This window comes from Gordonia sp. NPDC003950 (assembly GCF_053605205.1).
Map to the genome: position 1 here is coordinate 221,061 of NZ_JBSGIT010000001.1, position 14,331 is coordinate 235,391.

14 protein-coding genes and 1 pseudogene are annotated in these 14,331 nt (G+C 64.8%); 6 read left to right on the forward strand and 9 right to left on the reverse strand.

Features of this window, described 5'->3' with window-relative positions:
- Positions 1-3 precede the first annotated feature (3 nt).
- Positions 4-1,002 carry a hypothetical protein gene (locus tag ACWETB_RS01120; protein WP_348806071.1) on the forward strand — a complete coding sequence of 333 codons (999 nt, stop codon included), beginning with the start codon at positions 4-6 and terminating at the stop codon, positions 1,000-1,002.
- A 214-nt stretch (positions 1,003-1,216) separates the two neighbouring features.
- On the opposite strand, the pseudogene ACWETB_RS01125 reads toward ACWETB_RS01120, so the two are convergent.
- Positions 1,217-2,530 (reverse strand): annotated as a pseudogene (locus ACWETB_RS01125) (ISL3 family transposase).
- A 319-nt stretch (positions 2,531-2,849) separates the two neighbouring features.
- Positions 2,850-3,050: an IS3 family transposase gene (locus tag ACWETB_RS01130; RefSeq protein WP_452208716.1), complete on the reverse strand. Its 201-nt coding sequence runs from the start codon at positions 3,048-3,050 to the stop codon at positions 2,850-2,852.
- A 29-nt stretch (positions 3,051-3,079) separates the two neighbouring features.
- Here ACWETB_RS01130 and ACWETB_RS01135 point away from each other — a divergent pair, with 29 nt between their 5' ends.
- Complete coding sequence (locus ACWETB_RS01135) at positions 3,080-3,898, forward strand: hypothetical protein (RefSeq protein ID WP_348806961.1); 819 nt, start codon at positions 3,080-3,082, stop codon at positions 3,896-3,898.
- Between the two features lie 268 nt (positions 3,899-4,166).
- On the opposite strand, the gene dnaB is transcribed toward ACWETB_RS01135, so the two are convergent.
- Positions 4,167-6,410 carry a replicative DNA helicase gene (dnaB, locus tag ACWETB_RS01140; protein WP_452208718.1) on the reverse strand — a complete coding sequence of 748 codons (2,244 nt, stop codon included), beginning with the start codon at positions 6,408-6,410 and terminating at the stop codon, positions 4,167-4,169.
- Between the two features lie 515 nt (positions 6,411-6,925).
- Here dnaB and ACWETB_RS01145 point away from each other — a divergent pair.
- Positions 6,926-7,585, forward strand: coding sequence for a hypothetical protein (locus ACWETB_RS01145; protein ID WP_452208720.1), 660 nt, complete (start codon positions 6,926-6,928; stop codon positions 7,583-7,585).
- A 176-nt stretch (positions 7,586-7,761) separates the two neighbouring features.
- Here the strand turns inward: ACWETB_RS01145 and rplI are convergent, their stop codons facing one another.
- The 4 genes from rplI to rpsF all read right to left on the reverse strand — a co-directional run bounded on the left by rplI (position 7,762) and on the right by rpsF (position 9,476).
- Positions 7,762-8,214, reverse strand: coding sequence for a 50S ribosomal protein L9 (gene rplI, locus ACWETB_RS01150; RefSeq protein ID WP_348806958.1), 453 nt, complete (start codon positions 8,212-8,214; stop codon positions 7,762-7,764).
- 21 nt (positions 8,215-8,235) lie between these two features.
- Positions 8,236-8,496, reverse strand: coding sequence for a 30S ribosomal protein S18 (gene rpsR, locus ACWETB_RS01155; protein WP_449743457.1), 261 nt, complete (start codon positions 8,494-8,496; stop codon positions 8,236-8,238).
- A 29-nt stretch (positions 8,497-8,525) separates the two neighbouring features.
- Positions 8,526-9,050, reverse strand: coding sequence for a single-stranded DNA-binding protein (locus ACWETB_RS01160; RefSeq protein WP_348806956.1), 525 nt, complete (start codon positions 9,048-9,050; stop codon positions 8,526-8,528).
- Between the two features lie 144 nt (positions 9,051-9,194).
- Entirely contained in the window at positions 9,195-9,476 is a 282-nt protein-coding gene (gene rpsF / locus ACWETB_RS01165) for a 30S ribosomal protein S6 (protein WP_348810031.1), read from the reverse strand.
- Positions 9,477-9,702: 226 nt separating this feature from the next.
- On the opposite strand from rpsF, the gene ACWETB_RS01170 reads away from it, so the two are divergent.
- The 3 genes from ACWETB_RS01170 to ACWETB_RS01180 all read left to right on the forward strand — a co-directional run bounded on the left by ACWETB_RS01170 (position 9,703) and on the right by ACWETB_RS01180 (position 12,284).
- The gene (locus ACWETB_RS01170) at positions 9,703-10,095 is read left to right on the forward strand and encodes a VOC family protein (protein ID WP_449743456.1); all 393 of its coding nucleotides are present in this window, start codon (positions 9,703-9,705) and stop codon (positions 10,093-10,095) included.
- A gap of 94 nt (positions 10,096-10,189) precedes the next feature.
- On the forward strand, positions 10,190-11,698 hold the full coding sequence (locus ACWETB_RS01175; RefSeq protein ID WP_348810030.1) for a hypothetical protein: 1,509 nt from the start codon (positions 10,190-10,192) through the stop codon (positions 11,696-11,698).
- A gap of 10 nt (positions 11,699-11,708) precedes the next feature.
- On the forward strand, positions 11,709-12,284 hold the full coding sequence (locus ACWETB_RS01180; protein WP_452208724.1) for a GNAT family N-acetyltransferase: 576 nt from the start codon (positions 11,709-11,711) through the stop codon (positions 12,282-12,284).
- Positions 12,285-12,296: 12 nt separating this feature from the next.
- On the opposite strand, the gene ACWETB_RS01185 is transcribed toward ACWETB_RS01180, so the two are convergent.
- Entirely contained in the window at positions 12,297-12,869 is a 573-nt protein-coding gene (locus ACWETB_RS01185) for a hypothetical protein (protein WP_348806951.1), read from the reverse strand.
- A 69-nt stretch (positions 12,870-12,938) separates the two neighbouring features.
- On the reverse strand, positions 12,939-13,889 hold the full coding sequence (locus ACWETB_RS01190) for an 8-oxoguanine DNA glycosylase OGG fold protein (protein WP_452208727.1): 951 nt from the start codon (positions 13,887-13,889) through the stop codon (positions 12,939-12,941).
- Between the last annotated feature and the right edge of the window lie 442 nt (positions 13,890-14,331).

Below are 14,331 nucleotides of genomic sequence, written 5' to 3' on the forward strand. Positions count from 1 at the left end.
CCGATGCTTCCCTTTCCCGACGCGAAAACCGATCCCCTGGTTCACGACTCGGCGCTGCAGCAGGCATTGGACACCGCGATGGCCACCACCCTCAACCCACCGACTGCGGCGCCGGTCGCGATCGTCGACCTCAATCCGGACGGCACCCGCGGATATGCGGGCCGGCTCGAGTTCATCGAGTGCTACTCGGCCAGCATGCTGAAGGTGGTGGCGATGTACGGCGCCTTCGAGTTGCGCAAGGCGAGCAACGATCTGCTCGCCGCGACGGCGCCGGCCGACGCGTTCCAGTCGCTGCACGACGGCTTCGACGATGTGATCCGGACCAACCGTCTGCCGCGGCTCGCCGGTCTGGCCGACCTGCACCTGCTTCCCAAGTACGATCAGGTCTTCGACCACGACCCGTCCTCCAACACCGTGAACTTCTCCCAGACCTTCTGGAACGACCTGTTTTCCGCGATTGCTCTCGGCGACAACGCCTCCGCCGGCCGATGCATCCAGCGCCTGGGCTTCGGGTACGTCACCGGAGCCGCATCCGAGGCGAACTTCTTCGACGCGGACACCGACCTGGGACTGTGGCTGTGCGGCGACTTCGGCATCGGGTACCCGCCGCAACGGATTCCGTGCAGCAACGACGGCCCGACCGCCCAAGGCGCGAGCGCATATCAGATGGCGAAACTGTGCACCCTGCTGGCCGATTCGGAGTTGGTGGACCCGGGCAGCGATGCGGCAATGCTCGACCTGCTGCAACGTGCCGTCATCAATCTGCACCTGTTCCTCAACCGGGACACGACGGTCGAGTACGTCACCCTGCACAGCAAGATCGGTCTCGGCCCGGTCAACGCCGGCTTCTCGGTGGCCTCCGAAGCGCTTATCGTGCAGGAGAATTCGACCGGACGGCGGTTCGTCGTGGTGTTTCAGAACCAGCGCTTTGTCAACGATCCGTCGGTCTTCCCGGTCGCCCGGATGGTCGACGCCACCATCGCCGGGTTCCTGTTCCCGTGACGGTCGGTCCGGGACCGCTGCCCTCTTGCGTCGTGTCCACGGCGACCGGTCGCCGGGCATTGACCACCAGGCCGCCCAACGCGACACCGACCGCGATCCCGGCGCCGGTGACCAGTGCGGTGACATATGCCCCGGTGCCCGATTGCCCGAACACTGTGCGCACGATTCCCAGATACACCGTCAACCCGGCTCTTCGAAGTTAGGCGGGCAGTGCTCAGCAGTGGAATTGCTGGTTGTTGGCCCGCTGGGCGCGGGTGCAGTGGAATCGTATCCGGCGTCGTGAGTTCTCGGTGTTGCGGAATCCGCAGGCGACGCGTTTGACCTGTTTGACCAGGCGGTTGTAGCCCTCGGTGCGGGCGTTGGTCAGCCCGGTCTGTACGAACGCCAGGATCGCCGGCCACCACGCCTCGATGGTGTTCGCCAGCCGGGTGAGTTCGGGGATGTCGGCCTGGGCGCACCAGGTGTAGAAGCGGTAGAGGCGGCGGCGGATCTCGCTGTTGTCCACACCCTGACGGGCTAAGGAAAGTAGTTGCCGTAGTTCCTCTTTCGCTATGTAGGCGGTGAGGATCTGCGCGGACGGATCGTGATCGACCAGCGCGTTCCACATCTTCGCAAATGACTTGTCCGACAACCGTTCTCGCGCACTCAGCAATCGGCGTCGGTTCGCCCATTCCGGGTCCTGTGTGCGGCCTCTGCGGCCGTGGGTGTCGAAGGTGACGCGTCGCCGCACCGCGGTCACCATGTCGTTGGCGAGCTTGACCAGGTGGAAATGATCGACCACCAGCTGTGCGTTGGGCAGCAGTTCTTTGGTGACCGCGGCGGCATAGGCTGCTGACGGGTCGATCACCACGTGGGTGATCTCGTCACGAAACTGCGTGGTCTGCGTGGTCAACCACCGGGTCACCGCCGCACCCGTGCGGCCTTCGACCTGCCCCAACAGGCCCTGATCGCCACTGAGGTCGACGAATCCGGTGTCCCACGGATCGACCCGCACCCAGCGTCGGCCGTCCTAATCGCGCGTCCAGCGCGGCTTGCCGCGGCGGGTCTCATCAATCCCGAGCACCCGTATCGGTTCGGGGTCTGTGAGGACCTTCTTGGCGTGTTCGACGAAGGCAGTGTGCGCGGTCGGCCACGACACGCCCGCCCCGGCGGCGACCTCGACCACCGAGCGCGCTGCGTCCCCGATGCTGCGCCCGATCTGGGTGCGCAATCGGGTGGTGGTGCGCCGCCGGGGCGGGACCTGCGGGAGGGACTCGGTGAACGACCGCCGTTCGCATGCCGGATTCATGCAGTAGTAACGGGTCTTGTTCCACCGCAACTGAATTGGATCGTCGCCGTAGGAGATGTCACGTGGTCGTGTGACCGCGTGGCCCTTCACCGACCTCGAGGCGACCCTGCACTGCGGGCATCGCGATGCCGCCGGATCGACGGTCACCACATCCAGCACACAGGTGCGGTCCTCGATCTGGGTGACCGCCCTGACTTCCAGTCCTTCCAACCCCAACAACAACGACGTAGGCTCGACCATGCCCCTGGTACTCCTTCAGAGAATCTGAGTGCTTCGCAACATCCAGATTTCCGGAGGCCAGGGGCGTTTCACGTCATCAACACGCCGAGGCTCTGACCAGGCATTGCCCGCTCAAGCTCGAAGAGCCGTCAACCCGGGGATCAGCGCACCGGTGATTCCCATGAGCGACAGCACTGCACTGGGGTAGGGGCTGTGCTTGGCCCACAGCGCCGAGACGACACCCAAGACGATGGACGCGCACACCGTTGCCGCGGTGGACCCGATACCGGCACCCCGCACCAGGGACTGGTGAATCGCCCCGGGTTTGCTGGAGGCTCGGTTAGTTGGTTCCGGCCTCTGCTGGGACCGGGTTCTCACGGTAGCTGGTGACCGTGTGGGCCGCCCAGTAGGCGGCCTCGTACTCGACCGGCGGGACGTGTCCGATCTCGCCGTGCAGACGGCGGTGGTTGAACCACTCGATGTACTCGGCGACCGCGATCTCGACGTCGCCGACACCGCCCCACCCGCTCTTCGGGCGCATGTATCGGTGGACTGCTATAGGTTGCTCCCATGGCCAAAGGCAATCAGGTCGCTCCGTCGACGAAATTCGAGCAGACGCTGCGCGCATCGGCTCAGCTGCCAGGTGTGCAGATCGACCGGGAGGCCTTCCTCCGCAGAGAACTGAAGCGGTACTGCACCGACGGGCAGATTAAACTCGCTATCGCCACAACACCGGCCGAAGCAGGCGTAACACCTCAAGTGATCGACAAGATCGCCAACAGCGTGATCAAGTACGAGACCGGCAAGGTGACGACACTTTCCACGGCAGCTGGCATCCCCGGAGGCCTCGCAGCGATCGGCACGGTCCCGGCCGATATCGCACAGTACTATGGCCACCTTCTTCGCGTCGTCCAGAAACTCGCCTACATCTACAGCTGGCCGGAGCTCTTCGACGACAACGCCGACGGAATGGACTCCGCGACCGAAAGCATGCTCACGCTGTTCATCGGCGTGATGTTTGGCGTGAACGCGGCCCAGGCCGGCGTGGCGCAAGTCTCAAAGTTGATCGCAAGTGAAGTGGCCAGGAAGCTGCCGCAGAAGGCTCTCACCAAGGGTGCGATATATCCGGTGGTCAAGAAGGTTGCAGGGCTCCTGGGCATTCAGATGACCAAGCAGGTCTTCGCCAAGAGCGCAGCCAAGGTCGTGCCGCTGGTAGGAGCGGTTGTCTCGGGAAGCCTGACCTTCGTCACGTTCATGCCGATGTCGAAGCGGCTCCAGAAGCACCTCGCAACCCTTCCGCTGACCAAGCCCGGTCACGGAGTCACCACGCAAGCGCCGAATCCCCCGAGCACATCCCCAAAACCAGCACCAACGTCATCTGCGAATTAGACGAGCTCATCCCACAAGCCAATCGCCGATAGCCAGCCGCCAGACGCCGGTCACTTCAGACCCTTCGTCGCCCGGTTTCACCGCGCAATCGGCGATTCCCTGGCATAGATTCCCCGGCAAAATTAGCAGGAAATCACGCGAAAACGCGGGCTACGGGCAACGCTCGACTGACCATGTTTGCCCTAGTCAGGGCGGTTCTTGCGCCGTGATCAGGCTTGTTAAACAAGCTGGACCACCTTGTTAATCTTCGCTGCATCTCGACAGCTAGCTAGCCCCGCGCCATATCCACAAACTTACTCAAATGCAGTTGGTGCGCAACGGTTATCGTGGCCGTCGGTCCATTTCGATGCTTACCGACGATGATGTCTGCCTCACCTGCACGCGGGTCGTCACGTTCGAAGGCATCGGGGCGATGCAACAGGATCACCATGTCGGCGTCCTGTTCCAGCGATCCCGATTCACGCAGATCCGACACCTGAGGTTTCTTATCAGTTCGCTGTTCCGGCCCACGGTTCAGCTGACTGATCGCGACCACTGGGACTTCGAGTTCCTTTGCGAGAAGCTTCAATTGGCGGGAGAACTCGGAGACCTCTTGCTGGCGGGACTCGACCTTCTTACCCGAGGTCATCAGCTGCATGTAGTCCACCACAACGAGTTTGAGGTCGTTGCGCTGTTTCAGACGTCGCGCCTTCGCGCGGATCTCCATCATGGTGAGGTTCGGTGAGTCGTCGATGAACAGCGGCGACTCGGAGATCTCACCCATGCGTCGGGCCAGCCGGGTCCAGTCGTCGTCGGTCATCGAACCACCGCGCATGTCACCGAGTTTCACCTTCGCCTCCGCCGATAACAAGCGCATGACGATCTCGGTCTTGCTCATTTCCAGGGAGAACATCGCCCCGGTCATGCCGTTGTGGATCGAGCAGGATCGCAGGAAATCCATGGCGAGGGTGGAGTTGTGCGTCGGTACCATCGCCTCGCCGGCGAGGTAGAGGTGCTCGTCGTTGTCGACCTGCACGCAGCGCACCGGCACACTGTCGACCGGGCGCACGGCCACCACCCGTCGGACTCCGGCGCGGCGTCGAAGTTCCTTGTGCCGCACCGCTTTGTGGTGGACTGTGAAGACGTCGTCGTCGGCGTCGACGCGCAGCCAACCGGTTGCCGACCGCCGGTATGTATAACCCAGTCCGGCAACGAGATCGGCGACGACGGCACTCATGTGTCGGGTGGCGGCGGGAACCGTGATCCAGCCGTCCTCGTCGACGGTGGCACGCGCATCGAGCAGCCCGGCCAGCAGGGCCCGCCGCTGGGCGATCGACCCGCGCAGGTATTCGTGCGGAATCCGGCCGCCGAGATCAGCCATCAGCGTCATCACGTCGACCTCACCCTCGGCGTCGATGCGCATGCCGATCTCGGGATCGTCGAACGCCATCCCTGCCAGCGCTGCGACGGTGTACGGGCCGTAGGCAAACCGCTTGCGCGGCAGCTCCAATGGGCTGGTGTTACGGATGACCGCGCTGCCGGCGTGACCCTGCAGGACCTCGGTGGTCATCACCTGAGTGGTGTCGTCGACGTCGACCTTCCACTGATGCTGCGCGTCGGCGACGACGGCGTTGCCGTCGGAGAATTCGACCTCGAAGCAAGGACGTTCGGTCATCACGTCGGTGGCGGCGACCACGCGGGTCGGCCGTCCGTGCGAATCGAGCAGCTCGTCGCCGACGGCGACCCGGCCCATCGTGGTCCAACCGCTGGGCGTGGGGAGCGGGGTGTCGAGGGCGAGCGCCTTGCCGACACCGGGACGTGCAGCGACGATGATCATCTGCCCGGGATGCAGTCCGTTGGTGAGCTTGTCCAGATCAGCGAACCCGGTGGGCACCCCGAGTGACAGACCGCCGCGCGAGGCGATGGAGTCGATCTCGTCCATCGTCGGCTGCAGGAGTTCTTCGAGCGGCACATAGTCTTCGGCGGTGCGACGTTCGGTGACCTCGTAAACCTCGGCCTGCGCACGGTCGACCACCTCGGCGACGTCCTGGCCGTCGGCGCCGGAATAGCCGAACTGCACGATGCGGGTGCCCGCCTCGACGAGACGACGCAGGATTGCCTTCTCGGCGACGATCTCGGCGTAGTAGCCGGCGTTCGCGGCGGTCGGCACGGTCGAGATGAGGGTGTGCAGATAAGGCGCTCCGCCGACCCGGCGCAGCTCACCGGCGCGCTCGAGTTCGGCAGAGACCGTCACGGCGTCTGCGGGTTCACCCTTGCCGTAGAGCTCCAGGATGGCCTCGTAGACGGCCTGATGGTTGGGACGGTAGAAGTCCTGGGTCCGTAGCTTCTCCACGACGTCGGCGATGGCGTCCTTGGACAGCATCATGCCGCCGAGCACGGACTGTTCGGCGGCAAGATCCTGCGGGGGTTGCCGGCCGAACTCCTCGGCGGGGATCGCGTCGTCGAAGCCTCCGGCGCCGCCGCGGTTGGACTCACGCGATGCGCCGTGCCCCCGATCATCGACTACCGCCACTGACCCCTACCTCTCAACACACATCGGACCGATCACGCGAACCGGCCACTCCTGTCTTCTGAGATATTCACTACCTGGCACCACCGACAGATCGCCGCTCGCCGACATCATTGCGGGCCCGCCGAACACCTGAGACGTGACCTTAGGAGCTGTCCTGCCGCGACTCAAACGGCCCTGTGGACGAAGCTGTGCAGCAATTGTGGACCGTTCGGGATGCACCTGTGAGTGGCTGTGCAGCACTTGTGGACAAAATGAGGAGTTTGCCGGTGAGTTACGGACAAAGCCCAGGTCAGACACTGTGAGCAAATTCCACAGATACGAGTTTCAGGTCGCCACGGCGTGTCGCTTGATTCTCGATATCGGGCGTGTTGCGCCATCGTGCAACCACGACGCGTTTACGGCCACATGAACAGTATGTGTGAGCGGCTTGACCAGAACTTTGTGTGGCGAGCGCCACGACGCGCACTGTGGCGAGGTGTCGGAATCGGCCATCACGATCGGCCCGCTGTGGTGCAATGAACGCCGTGTCCACGATTCGCAGGTTCGGCAGGCTGTGGCGCGTCGTCGCCGCCGCCGTCACGGCAGCGGTGGCCGTCGGCGGGCCCGCACTGACTGCAGCCCCCGCGAACGCCGCGCCACCGCTCCCGGCCGAGTTCAACCTGAACCTCTACACCCCGGTCAATCCCGGACCATTCCAATCGCTGGCCTATACCGACAACGGGCGGACGTTCTTCACCACGGGACGGTGGAAGTGCCAGATCGGTCCACGACCTCGCCACGTGGGCTGCCAGGGAGCCCCGGCGACCGCTCCCTCACCGACACCGGGCGCCAAGACACTGGGCGCCAAGACACTGGGCGCGGCCATCACCGCCGACCAGCAGGGGCCGTGGTGGGTGCGTACCGGTTTTCTGTACACACCGAGCTACAAGTTCGGCCCGAACAGTGGGTTCCGGCCACCGCTGCTTCGAGTCGGGCAGAGCCTGACCGCGGCGGGCGTCACATGCACGGTGCCACGCGCCGACGAGGTGGCCTGCCGGACCGGTGGGCGCGCACTGATTTTCACGCCCGCGTGGCACAAGTTCTATTGGCCTGCGTGGGACACCCAGGGACACAGCGCAAATCCTGCGCCACAGTACCTGCCGCCTCGGTTGCGGGGATCGAGTCACTTGCCGTAAGGGTTTGTTGGTTCGAGGTAAGCCGTTGGGCGATGGGGGTTTTCGGCTCTGCGTGGTCTCGACACGGTTCAGCGGAACAACGGGGCTCGTCCGGCAGCACAGGATGTGCCCAACTGCCACAGCCCGCCACACGCTTTCGCGTGTGACGGGCTGTGATCAGGTGTGCGTCGAACCGATCAGCCGGTGACGACGGCCAGCTGCACGCTGGCGGTGACGTCGGGGTGCAGGTTCACCACGATCGGGTAGGTGCCGGTGGCCTTGATGTGGGCCTTCGGCAGTTCCACGTTGCGCTTGTCGACGGCCGGGCCGCCGGCGGTGCGGATGGCACCGGCCACGTCGGCGGCGGTGACCGAACCGAACAGCTTGCCCGAGTCGTGGGTCTTCACGGTCAGCGAGACGTCGGTCAGGTTCTCCAGAGCCTGCTTGATCTCGTTGGCGTGCTCGAGGCCGCGGACCTCGCGGGCGGCCTGGACACGACGGATGTCGGCAACCTGCTTCTCGGCGCCACGGGTGGCCTTGATGGCCAGGCCGCGGGGCAGCAGGTAGTTACGGCCGTAACCGTCCTTGACCTCGACGGAATCGCCGGCCTCGCCGAGATTCTCCACAGCAGCAGTCAGGATGAGCTTCATGTTGTGTTCTCTCCCTTCGGCTTATCGGCTGGTCGAGGTGAAGGGCAGCAGAGCCACTTCACGCGAGTTCTTCACGGCCACCGCGACGTCACGCTGGTGCTGGACGCAGTTGCCGGTCACGCGACGCGAGCGGATCTTGCCGCGGTCGGACAGGAAGCGACGCAGCAGCGCGGTGTCCTTGTAGTCGATGTTGTTGGTGTTCTTGTCCTTGCAGAAGGAGCACGCCTTGGTCTTGGTGACCTTTTCGACGCGCACCTTCCGGCCGCCTTTTGCTTTAGCCATGTGTAAGTGATGCTCCAGTCAAAAAAATTTCAGAAAGGTGGTTCGTCGTCCGCTGCACTGCCGCCGCCGAACGAGGACCCGCTCGCGGGGGCACTGCCCCACGGATCCTCGGGCGCCGACGATCCCGATCCGCCGCCGCGGCTTGCGCCGCCACCGGAGGAACCGAAACCACCGCCGGACGATCCACCGCGTGAGGCCCGATTGACCCGTGCGGTGGCGAACTTCAGTGAGGGACCGATCTCCTCGACATCGAGTTCCACAACCGTGCGCTTCTCGCCTTCGCGGGTCTCATACGACCGCTGCTTCAGACGTCCCTGCACGATGACCCGGGTGCCCTTGGTCAGGCTTTCGGTGACATTCTCCGCGGCATCGCGCCAGATGCTGCAACGCAGGAACAGCGCTTCGCCGTCCTTCCACTCGTTGCTCTGACGGTCGAAGGTCCGAGGAGTGGAGGCCACCGTGAAACTGGCCACCGCTGCTCCCGCGGGCGTGAATCGCAATTCCGGATCCGCGGTCAGATTGCCTACAACGGTGATGACGGTGTCGCCTGCCATGTGTCTCCCCTTGGTCGTGGTTGGGCACTCGTTGATCGATATGCACCGGACTCTTATCGTCGCGATCGGCTCGCGACTGCCTTCAGGTGTTCACCCTAGGGTCCGGCACCGACTAACTCGGCACATCGGAAAGAAGTCTGTGGACTACTTCCGGAGAACCTTGGTGCGCAGCACCGATTCGTTCAGCTTCAGCTGACGATCGAGCTCGCTCACGGTCTGCGGTTCGGCGTTGAGGTCGATGACCGCGTAGATGCCCTCGCTGTGCTTGGCGATCTCGTAGGCAAGACGACGCTTGCCCCAGATGTCGACGTTGTCGACCTTGCCGCCGTCCTTGCGGACCACGTTCAGGAACGTGTCCAGAGACGGAGCAACGGTGCGCTCGTCGAGACTCGGGTCGAGGATGACCATCAATTCGTAATGACGCATGTGACCACATCACCTCCTATGGGCTCATCGGCCGCGGACTGTCCACGGCAGGAGGGTCGCCTGCGTCGGCAACCCCTCCAAGATACACGCATCACCCCTGACCAGCGAAATCGTCATCCACACCGCACCGCGAACAGGCTCGCCGGTTCATTGCGGACCGTGGCTGACCTCGATTGGGGGCACCGTAAGCCCGGCACGCAACCACCCGAGTCCCTGGGAGACATCCATGCATCTCGCCGCAACCCGCATCATCACCGACGACGTCGAGGGCCTCGTCGCGTTCTACGAGAAGGTCACCGGAGTCGCCGCGAATCGTCTGCATCCATTGTTCGCCGAGCTCGTGACGTCGGGCGGAACCCTCGCGATCGCGTCGTCGTCGACGGCACCACTCCTCGGCGAGAACGTCGTCGAGGCCGGCGTCAATCGTTCGGTGATGCTCGACTTCCACGTCGACGACGTCGACGCCCTCTACCCGACATTGACGCAGGTCGTCGACCATTTCGTGAACGAGCCGACGACCATGCCGTGGGGTAATCGTTCGCTGCTGTTCCGCGACCCCGACGGTAATCTGGTCAACTTCTTCACCCCCGTCGCCACGCCCGCGGCGCCTGCGCAGTGACGGCTCCGTGACGCCCCGGTGGGCGATGGTGACGCCGATCACCGTTGCCGACCGTGGCTCGGGACGCCGCGCCGCGTCCCCTACCCTGTAGCCCATGTCCGACCGCCTGAGCACGACGTTCCGCTACGGGCGCGTCACGTTGTCTCGTCGCGGGGATCTGGCATTGATCCTGACGGTGTCACTGCTGACCACCCTGCTGCTGATGTTCTGGAGCTACAAAGTCAAGGCCGCGTGCGGTGGTCCGCCGTTCTTCCCGGACGGCCGCAGTCACCGCTGGCCCGTCGGCGACCCCGACGCCGTGGTCCCCTGTTACTCGGACCTGATGTACCTGTGGATCGGGCGTGACATCAACAACCACGTCTTCCCCTATATCCACGGCGGCATCGGCGCCGATGGACAACTTTTCGGCGGGGCCGTCGAATACCCGGTGCTCTCCGGCCTGTTCATGTGGCTCGGCGCCATCGGCGCACACACCGACCTCGAGTTCTTCCGACACTCGGTGGTGCTGATCGCCCCCTTCGGACTGCTCATCACGGCGATGCTCGCGGTGCTGACCCGCTGGAATGTGTTGTGGTGGGCGCTCACTCCGCCCCTGGTGCTCTACGCCTTCCACAATTGGGAACTGCCCGTGGTGGCAACCGCAGTGGGTGCGGTGGCCGTGATGGCATGGGGCGCGAGCATCCATCCGGTCACCGGACGACGACGAATGACGCTGCGCACCAGCGCGATTCTCGCCGCAGTGGTCCTCGCCGTCGGATTCTGCCTGAAGCTCTATCCCGGGTTCTTCGTGCTACCGCTCGCGCTGTATGTGCTGACGCGCGGCGGATTCACGCGCTCCGACGACCCCGATGGCTCCGGCCGATCCGACGAGGACGCGTCGACGCCAACGCGTGGACCGCTGGACTGGGTCGGGGCGGCCTGGGTGGCCGCCGCCGCCGCGATCACCGTCATCCTCATCCAGTTGCCGTTCATGCTGCTCGGTTACGAGGGCTGGCGCGCCGCCACCACCTTCCAGGGCAAACGTCGCGCCGACCTCGACACCAATTCCATCTGGTACTGGGGACTGCGCCACCTGACCGGCGGCCAGACCGACACCTACAACTCGCTGGTCGGTGTGCTCTCACCGATCCTGATCCTGAGTTCCTTCGTGGTGGCGGTCTATTTGGGGTGGCGGCTGCGCCACCGGACCGGGGTGTACCCGTGGATCGGTGTCAGTGCCGCGATGCTCGCCGGTTTCATGGTGTTCCACAAGGTGCACTCGCCGCAGTACACGCTGTGGATTCTCCCCTTCTTCGTGCTCCTGCGGGTCCGGTGGCCGGTCATCGTGCTGTATCTGATCGCCGACTTCATCCTCGACACCACCATCTTCCGGCTCTTCGGCATCTACGTGTCGGGTGAGCCGATGAAGTGGTGGGTGATGGCCGGCGTCAACGTCGGGGTGTGGGTGCATGCCGTCCTGCTGGTGTATCTCATCTGGGCGTTCGTTCATGCCGGTATGCGTGAACCGCTCGCCTCGATCGGTCGCCGCCGGGTTCCGGCGCCGTACGATCCACCCGAACCCGACGACGTCGGACCCGGCGACCGCATCCGGGAAGACGCATGAGAGTGGTTGTATGAGTGGCTGGTTGGGCACCGACGCGCTCGTCGGCGATCGGGTGACGTTGCGTCCCTTCACCGTCGACGACGCCACCGCACTGGCACGGGTGGTGGGTGACCCCGGCCGATTCCGGTGGTCACCGGGCATCCCCACCGGCGTCGACGCCGCCCGCGAGTGGATCACCGCCGCGATCGCCGACCCGGAACGTCGCGTCGCCTACGCCGTCATCGACAACTCCGACGGCACGCTCGTCGGATCCACCAGCTTCTACGACATCGACTCCCCCAACCTGGCCTGCGCCATCGGGTACACCTTCTACAGCGAACGAGTGCAGGGAACCGCCGTGAACCCGACCGCCAAGTACCTGCTGATGTCGCACGCCTTCGAGCGCTGCGGGGCCGTGCGACTGGTGTGGCACACCCACGAGAACAACACCCAGTCCCGGGCGGCGATCACCAAACTCGGTGCGACATTCGAGGGGTTGCTGCGCAAGCATCGGCGCTTCGGCGACGGATGGCGCACCACCGCTCAGTACGCGATGATCGACGACGATTGGCCGGCGGCGAAAGAGGCTTTGCGCGCGCGACTTTGACGTTGTGCGCAGTCAGACGCCGGCGACATTCCACACGCAGGGAGTGGTTCCCGGTCGCAAGGTGATCAGGAACTCGCGAGTGGTCGTCGTCGGTTCACCGACGTAGTCGGAGATCGCCACCGTCATCGTCAGATCCAGCGGCACCTCCGTGTCGGTTCGGCGTGCGGTGTCGATGGTCGCCTCCGGCGTGCCCACCGGCTTCGTCGTCAGGTTGGGTGAGTTCGTGATGGCGTTCTCGGTGTCGGTGATGTTCGCCTGGAGCTGACCGCGCGCCGGCGACCCCTCGCACGTACGGGTCAGCGCGGCCCGCGGCTGAGACACATCACCGCCGGTGACCGTCGCGACGTCGACCGCAAACGTCCGGGCGAAGGCGACGTAGTCGGCATCGGACGGGCCGGCGTCACCCTGATCGCGGTGTGTCACCACCACCCAGACCGACCCCACGACGACGAGCACGACGGCCGCCCCGAGCGTCAGGCCGACGACGAATCCCAGTCGGCGTCGACGCGGCGACCCCGCCTGCGTGAAACCCGACTGCGTGGAGCCCTCGTGCGACGACCGCACTCCGGTTTGTTTCGCGGTCATGGCCACATTCTGCGCGACTCATGTGGTCCACACGTGCGGATCGGCGACGACACGCTGGACCGAACCTCGTCAGTAGTCGTCGGGGTAGCACTGATCGCGATACCGTGCGGGCCCCTCGTCGTCGCCGCGCGGATACGGCGGGGCACCCACATCGCCGTGCAGGGACGTCGAGATCTTGCGGCCGAGTCGCGAGAAGTCCTGCGCCACCGGCGACATCGGATAGAGAGTCGCGAACATGCCGAGCCAGTGGAAGATTCGACGCAGTTCCGCGGAGTTGAGAGGTCCCGGAACCCAGCCGTCGCGAGGCCAGGAGTCGCGTTCGAAGTTCTGCCACGGGTGGTCCCATCCGGTCGGTGGTGCGGTCGACACCAGACCGCGCACGATGACGTCGTTGCGGTCCGCGTCGGTTTCGTCGCGCCATCGACCGACGAGTGCGCAGTAGTCGGCGTACTCCTGTGGGGTCCAGGTGGTTGCGTGGAGGTCGTGCCATCCCGCACGTTTCAGGGCACGGGCGATCGGCGCCTCGAGCGGCTGACTCGGATGCGTCACCTCACCGGCACCCGCGAAGTAGAGGTACCAGGTGAATCCCGCGGGCCCGAAGCGGTCAATCTTGTTGCCGCCCTGGGATGGTCGCAGCATCTCGTACGCGGCGGCCGGATCCTCGCGGCCGCAGATCGCCGCGGTCTGCAGCAGTGCACCCAATCGTTGCCGGTCGACGCTGACGGCCGTGATGCGCTTCTTGGTGTCAGTGGTCTTGCGCCCGACGCAGAACGCGATGGTGTTCCACAGCAACGCGATGGCGTCGTCGGGGGAGTTCACCGCGGCGGCACCGAGGCGAAACAAGTCCTCTCGGCCGACCCAGTCACCACACATGACGTCGGCGAAGTTGCGTTCGACGAGTTCGGCTGTCCACCAGCGTCGGTCGATGTAGACCTTGTCGGCGAGAAGCTGTGCGGTGCGATCGGCCTCGGCGAGCCATGCGGTGAGGTCGGCGGGAACGGGAAGGGTTGTATGCGTCATGGTGGGTTGGACGCAGAAGGAGGCTCCACGGTTCCATCGAATTCAGCGGGTGTGGAGTGAGTGCGTCAGGTCCGAAGTCGAGCAGACACAACCGCTTTCCCTCGGTCGACGACGATCCCGGTGTTCCGACCTCGATATGAAGCATACCGCTGCGGAGCACTTCGAACTTCGAGGATCCGATCATCTCGGCGGGAATGAGGTGATCGCGTCCGTTCATGTCCACCCACTGAATGCCCTCGGCATTCAGGACGATGCGGGCGTCGGACTTCCAGGTCCGGTCCGCGGCCACGGTACCGGCGACCGCGCCATCGCCGGCGACAAGGCTCCCGGCGAGGGCAATGATCCGGTCACTCGCGTCAACGGACCTTTATCGCGAGTCCGAAGAGCAGGAATCCGAACGCACGTACCCCGATCGCCGTCGACGCCGCGAAAGCGCCGTCAG

What these genes read in the sequence shown, in the direction of transcription:
- rpsF (WP_348810031.1), bottom strand. Translation starts at nt 9,476, where the DNA reads ATGCGTCATTACGAATTGATGGTCATCCTCGACCCGAGTCTCGACGAG.
- rpsR (WP_449743457.1), bottom strand. Translation starts at nt 8,496, where the DNA reads ATGGCTAAAGCAAAAGGCGGCCGGAAGGTGCGCGTCGAAAAGGTCACC.
- ACWETB_RS01160 (WP_348806956.1), bottom strand. Translation starts at nt 9,050, where the DNA reads ATGGCAGGCGACACCGTCATCACCGTTGTAGGCAATCTGACCGCGGAT.
- ACWETB_RS01175 (WP_348810030.1), top strand. Translation starts at nt 10,190, where the DNA reads ATGTCCGACCGCCTGAGCACGACGTTCCGCTACGGGCGCGTCACGTTG.
- ACWETB_RS01120 (WP_348806071.1), top strand. Translation starts at nt 4, where the DNA reads ATGCTTCCCTTTCCCGACGCGAAAACCGATCCCCTGGTTCACGACTCG.
- ACWETB_RS01135 (WP_348806961.1), top strand. Translation starts at nt 3,080, where the DNA reads ATGGCCAAAGGCAATCAGGTCGCTCCGTCGACGAAATTCGAGCAGACG.
- ACWETB_RS01130 (WP_452208716.1), bottom strand. Translation starts at nt 3,050, where the DNA reads ATGCGCCCGAAGAGCGGGTGGGGCGGTGTCGGCGACGTCGAGATCGCG.
- ACWETB_RS01145 (WP_452208720.1), top strand. Translation starts at nt 6,926, where the DNA reads ATGAACGCCGTGTCCACGATTCGCAGGTTCGGCAGGCTGTGGCGCGTC.
- ACWETB_RS01170 (WP_449743456.1), top strand. Translation starts at nt 9,703, where the DNA reads ATGCATCTCGCCGCAACCCGCATCATCACCGACGACGTCGAGGGCCTC.
- rplI (WP_348806958.1), bottom strand. Translation starts at nt 8,214, where the DNA reads ATGAAGCTCATCCTGACTGCTGCTGTGGAGAATCTCGGCGAGGCCGGC.
- ACWETB_RS01185 (WP_348806951.1), bottom strand. Translation starts at nt 12,869, where the DNA reads ATGACCGCGAAACAAACCGGAGTGCGGTCGTCGCACGAGGGCTCCACG.
- ACWETB_RS01190 (WP_452208727.1), bottom strand. Translation starts at nt 13,889, where the DNA reads ATGACGCATACAACCCTTCCCGTTCCCGCCGACCTCACCGCATGGCTC.
- ACWETB_RS01180 (WP_452208724.1), top strand. Translation starts at nt 11,709, where the DNA reads ATGAGTGGCTGGTTGGGCACCGACGCGCTCGTCGGCGATCGGGTGACG.